At 73.3% G+C, this 16,660-nt stretch carries 16 protein-coding genes and 1 tRNA gene; 8 read left to right on the top strand and 9 right to left on the bottom strand.

Annotated elements, in window-relative coordinates; all coding sequences use genetic code 11:
- The first annotated feature begins 433 nt into the window (after positions 1 to 433).
- Together PHK61_RS20115 and dcd are read left to right on the top strand one after the other, a co-directional pair.
- On the top strand, positions 434 to 2,947 hold the full coding sequence (locus PHK61_RS20115; protein ID WP_274282797.1) for a heterodisulfide reductase-related iron-sulfur binding cluster: 2,514 nt from the start codon (positions 434 to 436) through the stop codon (positions 2,945 to 2,947).
- Between the two features lie 130 nt (positions 2,948 to 3,077).
- Complete coding sequence (dcd, locus tag PHK61_RS20120) at positions 3,078 to 3,668, top strand: dCTP deaminase (RefSeq protein WP_274282798.1); 591 nt, start codon at positions 3,078 to 3,080, stop codon at positions 3,666 to 3,668.
- Here dcd and PHK61_RS20125 read toward each other — a convergent pair.
- Together PHK61_RS20125 and PHK61_RS20130 are read right to left on the bottom strand one after the other, a co-directional pair.
- On the bottom strand, positions 3,665 to 5,425 hold the full coding sequence (locus PHK61_RS20125) for a diguanylate cyclase (protein WP_274282799.1): 1,761 nt from the start codon (positions 5,423 to 5,425) through the stop codon (positions 3,665 to 3,667). The two genes, dcd and PHK61_RS20125, sit on opposite strands and share 4 nt — an antisense overlap.
- A gap of 156 nt (positions 5,426 to 5,581) precedes the next feature.
- On the bottom strand, positions 5,582 to 6,154 hold the full coding sequence (locus tag PHK61_RS20130; protein ID WP_274282800.1) for a glycosyltransferase family protein: 573 nt from the start codon (positions 6,152 to 6,154) through the stop codon (positions 5,582 to 5,584).
- A gap of 271 nt (positions 6,155 to 6,425) precedes the next feature.
- Here PHK61_RS20130 and PHK61_RS20135 point away from each other — a divergent pair.
- Positions 6,426 to 6,499, top strand: a tRNA-Gly gene (locus tag PHK61_RS20135).
- A gap of 119 nt (positions 6,500 to 6,618) precedes the next feature.
- Positions 6,619 to 7,125, top strand: a complete 507-nt coding sequence (locus PHK61_RS20140; RefSeq protein WP_274282801.1) for a GNAT family N-acetyltransferase — start codon at positions 6,619 to 6,621, stop codon at positions 7,123 to 7,125.
- Here PHK61_RS20140 and PHK61_RS20145 read toward each other — a convergent pair.
- The 3 genes from PHK61_RS20145 to PHK61_RS20155 are packed head-to-tail and all read right to left on the bottom strand — an operon-like array spanning position 7,122 to position 8,361.
- Entirely contained in the window at positions 7,122 to 7,517 is a 396-nt protein-coding gene (locus tag PHK61_RS20145; protein WP_274282802.1) for a DUF6841 family protein, read from the bottom strand. The two genes, PHK61_RS20140 and PHK61_RS20145, sit on opposite strands and share 4 nt — an antisense overlap.
- 56 nt (positions 7,518 to 7,573) lie before the next feature.
- Positions 7,574 to 8,056 (bottom strand): SRPBCC family protein, encoded by a 483-nt coding sequence (locus tag PHK61_RS20150; RefSeq protein ID WP_274282803.1) that lies wholly within the window; start codon positions 8,054 to 8,056, stop codon positions 7,574 to 7,576.
- A complete protein-coding gene (locus PHK61_RS20155) occupies positions 8,056 to 8,361 on the bottom strand; it encodes an ArsR/SmtB family transcription factor (RefSeq protein WP_420791419.1) in 306 nt (101 codons plus the stop codon). Before PHK61_RS20155 ends, PHK61_RS20150 begins: the two co-directional genes overlap by 1 nt.
- Positions 8,362 to 8,522: 161 nt before the next feature.
- On the opposite strand from PHK61_RS20155, the gene PHK61_RS20160 reads away from it, so the two are divergent.
- Both PHK61_RS20160 and PHK61_RS20165 read left to right on the top strand, forming a co-directional pair.
- The gene (locus tag PHK61_RS20160; RefSeq protein ID WP_274282804.1) at positions 8,523 to 9,470 is read left to right on the top strand and encodes an alpha/beta hydrolase; all 948 of its coding nucleotides are present in this window, start codon (positions 8,523 to 8,525) and stop codon (positions 9,468 to 9,470) included.
- 371 nt (positions 9,471 to 9,841) lie between these two features.
- Positions 9,842 to 10,687, top strand: coding sequence for a transglycosylase SLT domain-containing protein (locus tag PHK61_RS20165; RefSeq protein WP_274282805.1), 846 nt, complete (start codon positions 9,842 to 9,844; stop codon positions 10,685 to 10,687).
- Positions 10,688 to 10,795: 108 nt separating this feature from the next.
- Here the strand turns inward: PHK61_RS20165 and PHK61_RS20170 are convergent, their stop codons facing one another.
- A complete protein-coding gene (locus PHK61_RS20170; protein ID WP_274282806.1) occupies positions 10,796 to 12,685 on the bottom strand; it encodes a propionyl-CoA synthetase in 1,890 nt (629 codons plus the stop codon).
- Between the two features lie 92 nt (positions 12,686 to 12,777).
- Here PHK61_RS20170 and PHK61_RS20175 point away from each other — a divergent pair, with 92 nt between their 5' ends.
- Positions 12,778 to 13,254: a MarR family winged helix-turn-helix transcriptional regulator gene (locus tag PHK61_RS20175; RefSeq protein ID WP_274282807.1), complete on the top strand. Its 477-nt coding sequence runs from the start codon at positions 12,778 to 12,780 to the stop codon at positions 13,252 to 13,254.
- A gap of 13 nt (positions 13,255 to 13,267) precedes the next feature.
- Here the strand turns inward: PHK61_RS20175 and PHK61_RS20180 are convergent, their stop codons facing one another.
- Positions 13,268 to 14,581: an amidohydrolase family protein gene (locus tag PHK61_RS20180; RefSeq protein ID WP_274282808.1), complete on the bottom strand. Its 1,314-nt coding sequence runs from the start codon at positions 14,579 to 14,581 to the stop codon at positions 13,268 to 13,270.
- 122 nt (positions 14,582 to 14,703) lie between these two features.
- Between PHK61_RS20180 and PHK61_RS20185 the strand changes: the two genes are divergently transcribed.
- A complete protein-coding gene (locus tag PHK61_RS20185; protein ID WP_274282809.1) occupies positions 14,704 to 15,153 on the top strand; it encodes a hypothetical protein in 450 nt (149 codons plus the stop codon).
- Here PHK61_RS20185 and PHK61_RS20190 read toward each other — a convergent pair.
- Positions 15,150 to 15,851 carry an NYN domain-containing protein gene (locus tag PHK61_RS20190; RefSeq protein ID WP_274282810.1) on the bottom strand — a complete coding sequence of 234 codons (702 nt, stop codon included), beginning with the start codon at positions 15,849 to 15,851 and terminating at the stop codon, positions 15,150 to 15,152. The two genes, PHK61_RS20185 and PHK61_RS20190, sit on opposite strands and share 4 nt — an antisense overlap.
- A gap of 41 nt (positions 15,852 to 15,892) precedes the next feature.
- Entirely contained in the window at positions 15,893 to 16,579 is a 687-nt protein-coding gene (gene trmB, locus PHK61_RS20195; RefSeq protein WP_274282827.1) for a tRNA (guanosine(46)-N7)-methyltransferase TrmB, read from the bottom strand.
- Positions 16,580 to 16,660: the final 81 nt, after the last annotated feature.

A 16,660-nucleotide genomic window follows, 5' to 3' on the forward strand; every position in this document is an offset into this window, starting at 1 on the left:
TCGAGTAAACACGGCGCCCTCAGCGAATCCAACACCTCCGGTAACGGCCCCATCACACCCGCCGACGGCCGTTGAGCACCCGCTCTCCACGCCCTCCCCCACAGGCGTGCTCGCATCGTCGACCCTCCGCGACCGGCGGGTGGTGTGGACCCGCTCTCCTGGTCCGGATGAGCCTATCGTGATCCACACGCCACGAGCCGTCATCACACTCCGGCGTGGCGCGACCGCGTTCGCGATCGCAAAGCATCGCTCGTCCGTGTCGTGTCACGGGGTCGGGCGTGTCGCGGTGCGGGCGGGCGCTGCGGTTACCGGTGAGTAGCATCGGTCACCTCTCACAGCGCCGAGGTCCCTACCGGCCGTTACAGTGCCGCCGAAGCAGTCGTTGTCTCACCGGGTCCTCCACCACGGACCCGGCCCACGGGGAGGTCCCGTCGTGATCGTCCGTTTGGTCCTGGGGCTTGCCCTGACCCTCGTCGTGGTCGTCGTGGCCGCGCGTCGGGCCTGGTGGCTCTACACCCTGATCGCCTCCGGCCAGCCCGACGCGAAGCGTGCCGACGGTCTCGGCGCGCGCGTGCGGGCCCAGTTCGTGGAGGTGTTCGGGCAGCGCAAGCTGCTGCGCTGGTCGATCCCCGGCCTCGCCCACCTCTTCACGATGTGGGGCTTCATCATCCTGCTGACGGTCTACATCGAGGCCTACGGCGCCCTGTTCGTCGAGGACTTCCACATCCCGCTGATCGGGCGCTGGGCGGTCCTGGGCTTCCTGCAGGACTTCATCGCGATCATGGTGCTGATCTCGATCATCGCCTTCGCGATCATGCGCGTGCAGCAGGCCCCGGAACGCCGGGCCCGGACCTCCCGCTTCTACGGCAGCCACACCGGCGGTGCCTGGCTGATCCTGTTCCTGATCTTCAACGTCGTCTGGACGCTGTTCGCCTTCCGCGGCGCCTCCTCGGCGCTGGGCTACTTCCCGTACGACTCGGGCGCCTGGGCCTCGATCGGGGTCGGCGCACTGTTCTCCGGCATCCCGGTCGGCGTCCTCGAGGTCCTCGAGTCGGTCTTCCTGCTGCTGCACATCGGCGTCGCGCTGGGCTTCCTCATCGTGGTGCTCTACTCGAAGCACCTCCACATCTTCATCGCGCCGATCAACGTCTCGGCCAAGCGCCTGCCCAAGGCACTGGGCCCCGTGCCGCCGATCGAGCACGAGGGCAAGCCGATCGACTTCGAGGACCCGCCCGAGGAGGCGTCCTTCGGCCGCGGCAAGATCGAGGACTTCACCTGGAAGGGCATGCTCGACTTCGCGACCTGCACCGAGTGCGGTCGCTGCCAGAGCCAGTGCCCGGCGTGGAACACCGGCAAGCCGCTCTCGCCCAAGCTCCTGATCATGGACCTGCGCGACCACATGTTCGCGAAGGCGCCGTACATGCTCGGCAGCAAGGAGGTCGACGAGGGCGCGGCCACCCAGGACGGCACCACCAACGCGGGCGGGGCCGAGGTCGGCCACGGCCACGGCGTGCCCGAGTCGGGCTACGAGCGCCACCGCGGCACCGACGTCCTGCAGGCCACACGCCCGCTGGTCGGCGACGCGGAGTCCCTCGGCGTCATCGACCCGGACGTCCTGTGGTCGTGCACCACGTGCGGCGCCTGCGTCGAGCAGTGCCCCGTCGACATCGAGCACGTCGACCACATCATCGACATGCGCCGCAACCAGGTCATGATCGAGTCGGAGTTCCCGGCCGAGCTCGGGGTGCTGTTCCGCAACCTCGAGAACAAGGGCAACCCCTGGGGCCAGAACAACTCCAGCCGCATGGACTGGGCGAAGGACCTGCCCTTCGAGGTGCCCGAGTTCGACGGCGAGCTGCGCCCCGAGACCGAGTACCTGTTCTTCATCGGCTGCGCCGGCGCGTTCGACGACAACGCCAAGAAGACGGTGCGCGCCACCGCCGAGCTGCTGCACATCGCGGGCGTCGACTACGTCGTGCTCGGCAAGGAGGAGAGCTGCACCGGCGACCCGGCGCGGCGCTCGGGCAACGAGTTCCTCTTCCAGATGATGGCCATGCAGACCAAGGAGATGCTCGACGCCGTCTTCGAGGGCCGCGAGCCGGGGACGCGCAAGATCGTCACCACCTGCCCGCACTGCATGAACACCCTGGGTCGCGAGTACCCGCAGCTCGAGGGGCACTACGAGGTCGTCCACCACACGCAGCTGCTCAACCAGCTCGTGCGCGAGAAGAAACTGGTGCCGGTGGCGCCGGAGTCCTCGCCGGTGCCGGCCGCGAAGAAGATCGACATCAACCCGGCGACCGGCCTGCAGTACCACGGTCCCCACTCCGACGGCACCGAGCGCGGGCTGATCCCGGCATCAGGGGAGCACGCCGAGAGGGGGCACGGGACGCCGGGGCACGACGGCGACCAGGCCGCGCCCGCCGCGGTGGCGCTCGCCGAGAAGGAGTCGACGAACGGGCACGCGGGGTCGAACGGGAACGGCCGCAAGACCGTGACCTACCACGACCCCTGCTACCTGGGCCGGCACAACGAGGTCTACAGCCCGCCCCGCGAGCTGGTCGAGGCCGCGGGCGCCGAGCTCAAGGAGATGCCCCGCCACGCCGACCGTGCCCTGTGCTGCGGCGCCGGGGGCGCGCGGATGTGGATGGAGGAGCACATCGGCAAGCGCATCAACATGGAGCGCGTCGACGAGGCCATCTCCACCGAGACCGACACGATCGCCACCGGCTGCCCGTTCTGCCGCGTGATGCTCACCGACGGGCTCACCGAGCGCCAGAGCGAGGCCAAGGCCGTCGGCACCGAGGTCATGGACGTCTCGCAGATGCTCCTCGCGGCCGTGAAGCGCGGTCAGCCCACGGAGGGCGCGGAGACCGACGGTGTCGGCGACTCCGACCCCGACACCGCGGCCACCTCGGCCAACGTGCAGAACCCGGCGTCGGAGTAGCGGGGCCGCCCCTCCCGGACGAACGAACGGCGCCCTCGCTGCTCCCGATGCAGCGAGGGCGCCGTTCGGTCTCCGGGGTCTGCTCCCATGCGCGCGACGTCCCCGGTCGCGGCGTCGGTAGGGTCCGCCCGTGCTGCTCTCCGACGGCGACATCCGCGCCGAGATCGCGGCCGGGCGTGTCGGCCTCGACCCGTTCGACGCGACGCTGCTGCAGCCCTCCAGCGTCGACCTGCGCCTCGACCGGCACTTCCGGACGTTCAACAACCACGCCTACACGCACATCGACCCGGCGACGCAGCAGGACGACCTGACACGCATGGTCGAGCCGGCGAGCGACGAGGCGTTCGTGCTGCACCCGGGCGAGTTCGTGCTCGGCTCCACCTACGAGGTGATCTCGCTGCCGGACGACGTGGCCGGGCGGTTGGAGGGCAAGTCGAGTCTGGGCCGTCTGGGGCTCTTGACCCACTCCACCGCCGGCTTCATCGACCCCGGGTTCTCCGGGCACGTGACGCTCGAGCTGTCGAACGTCGCGAACCTGCCGATCCGGCTCTGGCCCGGGATGAAGGTCGGGCAGCTGTGCCTGTTCCGGCTCTCGTCGCCCGCCGAGCACCCGTACGGGTCGCCGGTCTACGGCTCGCGCTACCAGGACCAGCGCGGGCCGACGCCGTCGCGCTCGTACGTCAACTTCCGGCGCGGCCTGCCCCCGGAGGACGGCTCCTAGTCGACGAGCCCGCCGGCGCGGTGCACGCGGTTGCGGCCGGCGTTCTTCGCCGAGTACAGCGCCCGGTCGGCCTCGCTGAGCAGGGCCTCGCCGTCGCCGGCGTGCTCGGGCAGCCCGGCGACGCCGAACGACGCGGTGACCAGCTGCTTGTCGCCGCGGCGGAAGTCCTCCTCGACGCGGACCCGCAGGCGCTCGGCGAGCTTGACCGCGTCGTCGGGCCCGCCGCGGGTGACGAGGACGGCGAACTCCTCGCCGCCGTAGCGGTAGGCGGTCTCGCCGTCGCGCATGGCCGTGCGCAGGGTGCTCGCGACCTCCTGGAGCACGACGTCGCCCTGCTGGTGGCCGTAGCGGTCGTTGAGCTCCTTGAAGTGGTCGAGGTCGAGCATGATCACCGACATCGGCGAGGAGTGCCGCTTGGCGTTGGCCACGGCCGAGTCGAGGTCCGCGCCCAACCGGCGCCGGTTGGCGAGCTGGGTGAGCGGGTCGAACTGCGAGAGGCGCTCGGTGGCCGCGTGCAGGCGGCTGGCCTCGATCGCCGAGCCGGACAGCGTCGCCAGCATCTCGACCGCGGACAGGCGCTGGCCGTCGACCTCGCCGTCGGGCGAGTCGTAGCACTCGAGGATGCCGATCACCCGCGCACCGACGACCAGCGGGACCGCGACCGCCGCGTCCTCGCCGGTGTCGGGGTCGCCGCGGGAGATCTGGCCGTAGCGCGCCGAGCGCCCGACGACGCCGACCCCGAGGTTGCAGTGGGTCTCCATCGGGGACACCGCGCCGCGGTCGGAGTCGTAGGCGAGCTCGAGGCCGTTGCCGTCCTCCTCGAGCAGCCACAGCAGCACCCGCCCGTCGGTGACGGCGACGGCGGCCTGGACCGTGGAGTCGATGACGTAGCGGGTGTTGAGACTGCCCGCGATCTCGCGGGTCATGATCAGGATGGTGCGCAGCCGGTCGGTCTGGGACTGCAGGCGCTCGGCCTGCGCCGCCGCTTCCTCCCGCTGCCGGCGCAGCGCGACGGTCATGTCCGCGAGGCCGTCGCGCAGGGCCACGAGCTCGGCCGACCCGTCGACCGGCTCCGGCGGCGTGAGCCGGCCCTCGCCGATCCCCCGGACCGACGCGAGCAGGCCGTCGACGGGGGTGACGACGTGGCGCTGCAGGCGCTGCCGGCCGCGCAGGGCGACCACGAGCGTGCCGGCACCGATGAGCGCGATGAGGACGCCGATGACCCACTGGGCCGCGACCGCGCCGGCGTCGGCGCTCTCGATGGCGTCGAGGACGTCGACGCGGGTCGCGTCCTTGCGGGCGCGGTAGTCGTCGAACAGCGCCGTGCCCTGCTTGAGGAAGGTCTCGGCGCCGCCGGGCGGCGGCAGGCGACGTGCCTGGTCGGCCCACTCGGTGCGCCAGCGCTGCTGGGCCAGGAGGAGGGCGAGGACGTCCTGGCGGAGCTGGGGCTCCTCGAGGAGGTTGACCATCTGGCTGTCGGCCGCCGCGAGCCGCGGGGCGGCGTCGGTGGCGCTGTCGGCGAAGAACCGGTCACCGGTCGCCAGGTAGCCCCGCAGCGAAGCGTCCATGTCGAGCATCGCCTGGTGCGAGTCCTCGAGCGCGAGGAGACCGTCCTGCAGGCGCTGGTCCGCGGGAGCCGTGACGGCCACCGACCAGACCAGCCGGAAGACGACGAGCAGCACGATGAGGAGGGCAGCGATCGACACCGTGAGGCCCAGTCGCTGGACCTCGTGGATCAGCCTCGGTGCTCGCCTCACCGTCCCCCGCCCTCCTGGTGCGTCGTTTGTCCACCAGGACCATCAGGCTTGCGGTGCATGACGTTAGCCGGGACTGGGTAATTGCCTCTACTTTTCGTGCACCCTTCATCACTGAGTGATGATCTCGGGTCCGGTCGTCGCGCAGGGTGACCTTCGTCAGGCGGACAGCGTGCGGTGGGTCGGGAGGCGCACGACGCGCGGCCCGTGCCCCGGCTCGGGCCGCTCGCGGACGAGACGGTGCGCGGCGGCCGCCGCGCGCACGCGCTCCGGGGCGACGTCCGGCGCGCCCTGCGTGGCGAGGAGCGCGGCGATGGCCGCCTGGTTCGCGCGCTCGACGTCGGAGGCCCCGTCGACGGGCACCGCCACCACCGGCACCCCGCGCCACACCGCGACCTGGGTGGCCGCGAGCGCGGTGGACGACCCGCCGCGGACGAGCACGACCGACGGGGTGTCGTCGGCGACGAGGGCGTCGAGCCGCGGCAGCATCGTCGCCACCTCCGCCGCCGGCCCGGCGTCGGGCGTCTCGACGAGCAGCACGCGCCCGGCGAGGGCCCCGAGGTCGTCGAGCACCTCGTCGACCGCCATCGGGTCCGGCCCGGTGGCGACGAGGACGGGGCGCACCTCGGGGTCGCGCTCACCGAGCGGCGCGAGGGCGGTCGCGTCCTCCGCGGACGCGACGATGACGAACAGTTCCGGGAGGGTGCGCTCGTGCTGCTCACGGGCAGTCATGGCGTCCTCCTCCTCGGGCGTCTCCGGTCCCATGTCGCTGACCAGCCAACACGACGCGCAGCCCCAACAGGAGTGCCTGTTCGCGGATCTACCCTGTCGACCTAACCGACGGTGACGCTGTGTGCCACCTGTTCGCACTCGACTCGTGATCGCACCGTGATCGAGCGGTGAACCACACGCCTGTGATTGCGCCCCGCGCCGGAGCGGACCACCCCGGATCAGCCCCTCGGCCCGGACAACGGGGCGCCGTGTAGGCTTCGGGCAAAGACGCGCGAGTGTAGTTCAATGGTAGAACATCAGCTTCCCAAGCTGAGAACGCGGGTTCGATTCCCGTCACTCGCTCCACGCCTGTCATCGCAGGTCACCGGCCCGCTCACCGATCACCCGGGGGCGGGCCGCCGTCGTTCCCGGGGCCGTCGGGAACCCCGTTGCGGACTCCGCGGCGCCGCCACCACAGTGCGCGGGTGATCGTGCGACGCGAGCGTCCCGAGGACGTCCCGGCGGTGCGCGCGGTGGTCGCCGCCGCGTTCGACGGCGGGGACGGCGTGATCCCCGTCGAGGTGGGCCTGCTCGACCGCCTCCGGGAGGACGTGGGCTGGATCCCACGGTTCTCGCTGGTGGCCGAGGACGCGGGCGAGCTCGTCGGGCACGTCGTCGCGACCCGCGGCCACGCCGGCGACGGGCCCGCCCTCGGCATCGGGCCGGTCGCGGTGCGCCCCGACCGGCAGGGGCGCGGCGTCGGCACGGCACTGCTGCACACGCTGCTCGGGGCCGCCGAGGCGCAGGACGAGGAGCTCGTCGTGCTCCTCGGCGAGCCCGCCTGGTACGGACGCTTCGGGTTCGTGCCGGCCGCGGACCTCGGTGTCGACGGCCCCGACCCGGCGTGGGGCGGGTACTTCCAGGCCCGCCGGTTCACGCCCACCGCGCCCCGGGGGGCGTTCCGCTACGCCGCGCCCTTCGACGACCTCTAGCCGCCGACCACCAGCGCCGCGATGCGCGGACCGGCGGGACCGTCGGCGATGAGGTAGCTCGCGCGGAAGTCCGCGACCACGGTGGCGTCGGCGGCGAGACGCAGGAAGCGCCCCTCGTGGCGTGCGCAGCTGTCGTTGAGCAGCACCGTCGACGCGTCCTCGACGACGGTCCGGTCGAAACCGACGTGCCGCAGGCCCTCGACCTGCCCGCGGACCACGCCGATCACCTGCTCGGTGTCGTGCAGCCAGCCGCTCGCGCCCGGGGCGCTGAGCAGCATCGGGACGCCGTAGAACTCGAGGATCGCCTCGACGTCGTCGCGGTCGCCGCGGCCGAGGGCGACGAACAGGTCGAGGTAGGCGTCGAACCACGCGGTGACGTCGAGGGTGTCCACGGGTCGGCATCCTGCCGCGCCGACCCCCCGGACGGGCGGCGATCACTCGGCGGCGATCACTCGGCGGCGAGCAGCTCGTCCAGCTTCTCGTAGCCCTCGTTCACGCCCACCTCCATGCCGCTCGCGATCATCCCGTCGCGGGCCTCCAGGGACTCGAAGAGCGAGAGCCCCTCGAGGCGGGTGCGCCCGTCGCCGAGGTCGATGAAGGTCATCGTCTCCAGGGTCACCGAGTCGGGGAAGCCCTCGTAGGTGAAGGTCTGGACGATGCGCTCGCTGGGCCGGACCTCGTGGAACGAGCCGAAGAACGTGTACTCCCCGCTGTCGTCGCGGTGGGTGTAGCGGTACGAGCCGCCGGTGCGGGCGTCGTAGGTGTCGATCTCCATCGTCAGGTCGCGCGGCCCGAGCCAGCGCTTGACGAGGTCGGGCTCGACGTGCGCGCGGAAGACGTTCTCGCGCGGGGCGTCGAACTCGCGGGTGATGACGACGGTCGGGGCCTCGGGGTCGGCGGTGATGGTCGTCTCGCGGGTCGTGGTGCTCATCAGGATGCTCCTCGTTCGCGGTCGGTCGGGGCTGGGTTCTGCTCGGTGTCCATCTCGGCGAGCACGTCGTCGAGACGGCGGTAGCGCTCCTCCGCCTGGCGCCGGTAGCGCTCGATCCACTTGGTCATCAGGTCGAAGACCTCCGCCTCGAGGTGGACCGGCCGGCGTTGCGCCTCGCGCGTGCGGGTGACCAGCCCGGCCTCCTCCAGCACCTTGAGGTGCTTGGACACCGCCTGGACGCTGACGTCGTAGGGCTCGGCGAGCTCGTTGACCCCGGCGTCGGCATCGGCCAGGCGGGCCACCATGTCGCGCCGGATGGGATCGGCGAGGGCCGAGAACACCCGGGAGAGCTGGTCGTCCACGCTCACTCACTCCTTGCTCAACCTTGCGGTTGATGAGAACGATAGCGTCGAGCCGCCGCTTGTTCAACCCTCGGGTTGAGTTAGCTGTGGGAGAGGATGGTGCCATGACCCCAGGACCCGCGTCCCGGATCGACCCCGAGCTCGCCACCGCGATCTCCCGCCTCGAGGCCGACGGCCGGCTGCCGCTGTGGCGCGCCGACGTGGCCGACGCGCGCCGGAACTACCGCGAGCTGGCGATGATCCGGCGCGGGGACGCCGCGGCGGTCGGCTCGGTGCACGACGACGTGGTGCCCGGGCAGGACGCCGACGTCGCCGTGCGCGTCTACGAGCCGGTCGGTGAGCAGCACGCGATCACCGTGGTCTGGCTGCACGGCGGCGGCTGGGTGCTCGGCGACCTCGACACCGCCGACGGCGCGGCCCGCCGGGTGTGCACCCACCTCGGGGCCACGGTGGTGTCGGTCGACTACCGGCTCGCCCCCGAGCACCCGCACCCCGCGCCCGTCACCGACGCGCACACCGCGCTGCGGTGGGCCGCCACGCTGCGGCCCTCGGACCGCCTCGTCGTCGGCGGCGACAGCGCCGGCGCCGGGCTCGCGGCCGGCGCGGCCCTGCTCGCCCGCGACTGGGGCCCGCGGCTCGACGCGCAGCTGCTGCTCTACCCCGGGCTCGACCCCACGATGAGCTCGCCGTCGATCACCGAGAACGCCGACGGCCCCTTCCTCACCCGCGCCGACCTGGACTGGTTCTGGGGGCACTACGTGCCCGGGCCCGGTCTGCGCGAGGACCCGGCGCTCGCGCCGCTGCGCGCCGCCGCCGAGCCCGGGGGCCTCGACGGGGTGGCGCCGGCCGTCGTCGCCACCGCCGAGCTCGACCCGCTGCGCGACGAGGGCCGGGCGTACGCGGACGCGCTGGAGGCGGCCGGCGTCGCGGTCCGCCGGCCCGAGGGCGCCGGGCTCGTCCACGGGTACTTCGGGCTGGCCGCCGCGTCGGCGGCCGCGGCGGCGGAGGGCGACCGCGCCCTCGACGCGCTCGGCGCCCTCCTCGGAGCCTGAGCACCCGATCTGAGGCCCGCGACACGCGCGGCCCGACGGACGACCGCACCGTGCGCCGAAGGGTCGCCCGCCCCACGCGGCCGCCGACCTCGCCGGTCGACCCGACCGCCCGCCGTCCGGTCGACCGCTCGCCGCGCCCGTCCGGCCGTCCGCGGGCATGCACGGGCAGGCATCGGCGATCGCGGGCCGCCCGCCGGACCTCTCGCCGCCACGGACACGCGACCGCCCCCGATCAGGGAGCGCGAGGACGGGGAGGGGCGTGCCGCGGGTCGCGCGGACCTCGCTATGTTCGGGCGGTCCGATCACGGATCGGTCACGGCGACGGCTCCCCCTCGTACCGCCGGACCCATCCCGACGACGAGGAGGTGATGGTGAGCCGTCACGGAGTAGGTGACCCCGACACCGTCCCGTTCTCCCTCAGCAGTACCCCGACCGGCCGGCGCGCAACCCGTCGGTCCTCGACCACCGGCTCGATCCTCATCGCCGCGGTCGCCGCCGGTGCCGTGCTCCCGGCGATCCAGACGCTCGACACCCACGTCGCCGACGCCGAGGCCCCCACCTCGCCCGACCCCGCGACCGCCTCGCTCGCGCTCGCCGCGGCCCACCAGCCCGCTCCTGCCGCGACGCCCGGGCGCCACGCGCTCGGCGGCGCCTCCTCGGTGAGCCCCATCGCGATGCCGGCCACGACGACCTCGTCGGCGTCCTCGTCGTCCGGCTCCGGGGCCAGCGCCGGGGACGAGGACGACGTCTCCTCGCTGATCAAGTCGATGAGCGTCACGCGGGAGAACGGCCCCCTGGAGTTCGGCACGCCCTACGAGGCGGGCAACGAGCGGACCCTCGACGGGCAGATCGCCAAGGCGCTCGGGCTCATGGGCCTGCCGCAGCGCCTGGCCCCCGGCGTCAAGAAGATCATCATGCGGGAGTCCACGGGCCGCGCGAACGCGGTCAACGACTGGGACTCCAACGCCTCGGCGGGCACGCCGTCGAAGGGGCTCATGCAGCTCATCGACACGACCTTCCGCAACGCCGTGCTGCCCGAGCTCGCCGACCGCGGCATCTTCGACCCGGTCGCCAACATCACCGCGGGCGTCCGCACCATGGTCGCGAACCACAGCATCGAGGACGTCGAGGCCGGCGGCCTGCGCAACTCGGCCGGCAACTACATCGGCTACGGCGGCGCGGCCATCCCGGACGACGGCCTCGGCCGGGCCGACTGACCTGACCATCCTGCCCGCGGGTCCGCCGGACCCGTGAGCGGACGGACGGCTGGTGGCGGGTGAGGACGGCCACCGGATCGCCGTCCTCACCCTGATCGACCTGCCCGGTTAGACGTCCGGACCCTTCTGCAGCACCGGGCGCAGGGTGTCGAGCACGGTCGCGTCGTCGATCGTCGAGGGCACCGCCTCGTCCTTGCCGTCGGCGATGCCGCGCATGGTCTTGCGCAGCACCTTGCCCGACCGGGTCTTGGGCAGCGCCGGGACGATCGCCACGTTCTTGAACGACGCGACGGCGCCGACCTCGTCGCGCACCATCCTGACGAGCTCGGCCGACAGCTCGGCCTCGTCGCGCTCGACGCCGGCCTTGAGGACGACGAACCCGCGCGGGACCTGGCCCTTCATCGCGTCGTGCACGCCGATGACCGCGCACTCGGCGACGTCCTGGTGCCCGGAGAGGACCTCCTCCATCGAGCCGGTCGACAGGCGGTGGCCGGCGACGTTGATGACGTCGTCGGTGCGGCCCATGACGTAGAGGTAGCCGTCCTCGTCGAGGTAGCCGCCGTCGCCGGTGAGGTAGTAGCCCTCGTAGCGGCTCATGTAAGACTCGCGGAAGCGCTCGTCGTCCTGCCACAGCGTCTGCAGGCAGCCCGGCGGCAACGGGAGCTTGATCGTGATCGCGCCCTCCTCGCCGTGCGGCAGCACGGAGCCGTCGACGTCGAGGATCTCCACCTGGTAGCCGGGGACGATCACCGACGGCGAGCCGGCCTTGAGCTCCATCGGCTCGAGCCCGCGCAGGTTGGCGGCGATGGGCCAGCCCGTCTCGGTCTGCCACCAGTGGTCGACCACCGGGATGCCGAGCTTCTCCGAGGCCCACGTCCAGGTCTCGGGGTCGAGGCGCTCGCCGGCCAGGAAGAGGGTCTGCAGCGACGAGATGTCGTACTGCTGCAGGTACGTCGCGTCCGGGTCCTCCTTCTTGATGCCGCGGAACGCGGTCGGCGCGGTGAACAGCGCCTTGACGCCGTGCTCCTGGACCACCCGCCAGAACTGGCCGGCGTCGGGGGTGCCGACGGGCTTGCCCTCGTAGAGGACCGTCGTCGCCCCGGTCAGCAGCGGCGCGTAGACGATGTAGGAGTGCCCGACGACCCAGCCGACGTCGGACGCGGTGAACATGACCTCGCCGGGCCCGACGTCGTAGATGTTCTCCATCGACCAGCGCAGGGCCACCGCGTGCCCGCCGTTGTCGCGCTGGACGCCCTTGGGCTTGCCGGTGGTGCCCGAGGTGTAGAGGACGTAGAGCGGGTCGGTGGCCGCCACGGGCACGCACTCGGTGGGCTCGGCGTCCCGGACGGCCTCGGCCCAGTCGACGTCGCGCTCGCCCATCTCGGCGGTGTACTGCGGGCGCTGGAAGACGATCGAGGGGCCCGGGTCGTGCGAGGAGAGCTCGATGGCCTTGTCCAGCAGCGGCTTGTACTCGATGGTCCGCTTGCCCTCGATGCCGCAGGACGCGCTGACGATCGCCGAGGGCTTGGCGTCGTCGATGCGCACCGCCAGCTCGCGGGCGGCGAACCCGCCGAAGACCACGGAGTGGATCGCGCCGAGCCGGGCGCAGGCGAGCATGGCGACGGCCGCCTCGGGGATCATCGGCATGTAGATGATCACGCGGTCGCCCTTGTCGACGCCCTGCGCGCGCAGGACGCCGGCGAACGCGGCGACGCGGTCGCGCAGCTCGCGGTAGGTGAAGCGCTGGCGGTCGTCGGTGACCGGGGAGTCGTGGATGAGCGCGACCTGGTCGCCGCGCCCGCCGTCGACGTGGCGGTCGAGCGCGTTGTGGCAGGTGTTGAGCTCGCCGCCGACGAACCACTGCGAGAACGGCAGGGCCGACGCGTCCACGATCGTCTCGGGCTCGCGGTACCAGTCGATGAGACCGGCGGCCTCGCGCCAGAAGCCGTCGGGGTCGTTGATGCTGCGGTCGTAGGCCTGCCGGTACTCGCCACTCATGGCCCGGACCCTAGCCACGCGCCCGGACCCCGCGCACCGTCTGACCCGTCGCGCAGATCGTCCCGTTGTGGAAGGTTCCGTAGGCTCCCGACATGGCGCGCGTGACCCCCGACCTGAGCTTCCTGGTGGACAAGGCGAGCGAATCGCTCGCGGCCCGGATGACCACGGCGCTCGCCGACCTCGGCCTCACCGCGCGGCAGTACTGCGTGCTCGACAAGGCCTCCGCCGGCGACCGCACGCAGGGCCGGATCGCCGAGGACGCCCTGCTCGACAAGACCACGATGGTCACCACGCTCGACGGGCTCGAGCGGGCGGGCCTCGCGCGCCGCGTGCCGTCGCCGACCGACCGGCGCGCCCGGATCGTCGAGACCACCGCCGAGGGCGAGGCGCTGGTCGGACGAGCGGCGACCGTGATCCAGGGGCTCTACGACGAGGTCCTCGGCGTGCTCGGCCCGGACCGCGCGGCCGTGGTGGACGGCCTGACCCGACTGGTCGAGGGGCCGCTGCGGGGCGACACGCACGAGACCCGGCCGCGGCGATCGTCCCGTGAGCGGAATTCCCGGCCATAGCCGGGAATTCCGCTCACATCCGGACCTTGGCGGCCACGCGGCGGGCGCCGGCGAGCACCTCGGCGGGGTCGACGCGGGTCGGCGCGCCGTCGGCGAGCACCGGCTCGCCGGCCACCCACACGTCGCGCACGCCCCGCGAGCCGCTGGCCCAGACGAGGTTCGAGATCAGCTGGTCGTCGTCGTCGGGGTCGACGAAGGCGGCGTCGTCGACGCGCACGTGCGCCACGTCGGCCCAGGCGCCCGGCGCGAGGACGCCGAGGTCGTCGCGGCCCAGCGCGCGGGCGCCCTCGCGGGTGGCCATGGCGAGCGCGCCCGCCGCGGTCAGTGCCGTCGCGTCGGCGCCGCGCTGGCGGGCGAACAGCGAGGCGAGGCGCTGCTCCTCCCACAGGTCGAGGTCGTCGTTCGAGGCCGGCGAGTCGGTGCCCAGGCCCGTGCGGATGCCCGCCGCCCGCAGGTCGGCGAGCCGGGCGATGCCGGCGGCGAGCTTGGCGTTCGACCCCGGGCAGTGGGCCACGGCGACGTCGTGGCGGGCGAGGATCGCGACGTCGTCGTCGGAGAGCTGGATGGCGTGCGCGGCGAGCACCCGCCCGCCCAGCGAGCCCGTCGCCTCCAGCATCGCGGGTACCGAGCCGAACTCCGCGCGCACCGCGTCGTCCTCGCCGACCGCCTCGGCCACGTGGAGGTGCATGAGCGCGCCACGCTCCTTCGCCAGCGCGGCCGTGGTCACGATCGCCTCGGTGGGCAGCGTGTACGCCGAGTGCGGGCCGTAACCCAGCTCGATCCGCTCGCCCGGCCCGAACCGCAGCCCGTCGGCGTCGATCCACCGGCTGATCGCGTCGCGCATCTGCTGCCAGGTGCCGAAGCGCTCCATCCCGGGCGCGGTGATGATCCCCGGGGTCAGCACCACCCGCGAGCCGATCGCGAGCACGGCCTCGACCACGTTCTCGTTCTGGAAGTACATCTCCGTCGACGTGGTGACGCCGCCGCGCAGCATCTCCGCGGTGCCCGCGAGCATCCCGTCGCGCACGTCGGCGGGGCCCAGCTTCGCCTCGGCGGGCCACACGACCTCGGTGAGCCAGCGCATCAGCGGCAGGTCGCCGCCCTTGCCGCGCAGCACGGTGAGCGGGGTGTGCGCGTGGGTGTTGACGAGCCCGGGCATGAGCAGCCCGGTGACGCGCGTGGTCGGCGCGTCGGTCGCCGGCGCACCGGACGCCGGCCCGACGTGCGCGATCCGGCCGGTGTCGTCGATGTCGACCACGGCGTCGCGCAGGACGGTCATCGACTCGTCGCAGGGCAGGACGATCGGGGCATGCAGACGGCGGCGCACGGGCGCCAGTCTCACATCAGCGCGCCCACCGGGTCCCGGCGCGCGGCACGTAGGGACAGCCCACCCCGGAGCGGGCGTCTGCCCGCTGTCCGATCCGCGCGGCGCGGCGGACCGTGACCGGCATGTCGACCCCCACCGTCTCGCCTCCCGTCCCTCGTCCCGTGCGCGCCGCGGTCGTCGTCTGGCTGGTCGCCGTCGGCGCCGGGGTCGCCGAGACCCTGGTCCGCCTCGCGCTGCCGGACCCTCCCGGGCCGGGCGCGCTGGTCAAGCGCGCCGTGATCGCCGCGGGGCTCGTCGTCCTCGTGCTCGCCCTGCGCGAGGGCCGCACCGTCGTGCGGTGGTTGCTCGCCCTGCTGATGGGTGTCGTGGGGACGCTCGCGGCGGTCGCCGAGCCGATCACCTGGCTGGCGGCCGGCGGTTCCCCCGCGACCTCCCTGGCCGGGGCGGGGGTGGCGGAGCTCGGTGTCGTCGGCCTGCGGGTCACGTACCTGGCGGCCGTCCTCGTCGCGCTGGTGCTGGTGTTCCGGCCGGCCGCGAACGCGTTCTTCCGCCTCCGCGCCACCCCCGACTAGCGCTCCAGCAGCGAGCGCAGGGAGCGCAGCGGCGGCAGCCAGGCGCCGGTGTCGGGCAGGGTGTCGAGGCTGACGCGCGGCAGCGGCTCGCGGAACACGCCCTCGATGTCCTCGAGGTCGAGGAAGTCGACGATGTCGGACGCGACGGCGAACGCCGCGTACTCGCGGAAGCCGATGACGGTGACCGTCACGCCCGCCGCGACGAGGTCCTCGAGCGGCTCGCGGAACGCGCGCCCGTCGCCGGAGGCCACGACGACGTGGGTGAGCCCGCCCTCGACGCGGCGCGCCTCGATGTGGGCGAGCATGTCCTCGTCGACGTCGGAGTCGTCGGCGATCTTGGGCTTGGCGAACACCGCGAACCCGACGTTGCGCAGCGCCTCGACCCAGGGCCGCACGATCTCGGTGGAGCCGGGCACGACGTTGGTGAACACCGTGGCCTCGGCGAGCCCGTCCGGGCCGGCCTCGGAGAGCAGCCAGCGCCCGACCGCGTCGAACCGCGGGCGGAACGCCGACGTCGGGCGCGTGCCGAGCAGCGAGCCGAGGCTCATGTCGATGTTCGGGGCGTCCCAGACCAGCAGCGTGCGGCTCGGGGGGGCCTCCGCGGTCGGCTCCTCGGCCTGCGCCGGGCCCGTCTCCTCGACCTCGCCCCCGGTCAGCGCGGTGGGCGGGGTGGCCAGGTCGGCGGGCGAGGGGGACACGGGGCCGACTCTAACCGCCCGCCTCCGGATGCGACGCGTGCTCAGGGGGCGCTCCCCCCGGACGCGGTCCGCACGAGGAGGAGATCGCGGCTGGGGCGTCCCTCCTGCTCGGCGCGGGACTCGAACTTGGTGCGCGGGCGCCACGGCGGGCGGGGCGCGAAACCGCCGTGCGGGTTCTCCAGCAGCGGCTCGGCGTCGGTCACCGCGAGCATCCACTCGGCGTAGTCGGCGACGTCGGTGGCGAGGTGCAGCGTCGCGCCGGGCGCCAGCCGCGAGGCCATCAGGGACACCGTGGCGGGCTGCACCAGGCGGCGCTTGTGGTGGCGGCGCTTGGGCCACGGGTCGGGGTAGTAGACGCGCAGGCCGGCGAGCGAGTCGGGGGCGATCAGCTCCTCGAGCACGACGACCGCGTCGCCCCGCAGCAGCCGGAGGTTCCCGAGGCCGCGCTCCTCGATGCGCAGGAGGAGCTGGCCGAGACCGGGCGGGTAGACCTCGACGGCGACGTGGTCGGCGTCGGGCTCGGCGGCGGCGAGCTCCGCGGTCGTCTCGCCCATCCCGGAGCCGATCTCGACGCGCAGCGGGGCCTCCCGGCCGAACCAGGCCGGCGCGTCCAGCAGCCCGTCGCGGGTGGGTGGCGGCGGCCCCGCACCGTCGCGGTCGAAGCCGGGGGCGAGGGCGCCGTAGCGGGGCCACAGCCGGTCCCAGGCGCGCTGCTGGCCGGCGGTCATCCGCCCGCCGCGGTCGGTGAAGCTCAGGATCGAGCGACGCCGGACGTCCCCTGCGGACGTCGACAGCGTGTCGTGCTCGGG

The organism is Actinomycetospora lutea, from assembly GCF_028737205.1.
Classification (GTDB): domain Bacteria; phylum Actinomycetota; class Actinomycetes; order Mycobacteriales; family Pseudonocardiaceae; genus Actinomycetospora; species Actinomycetospora lutea.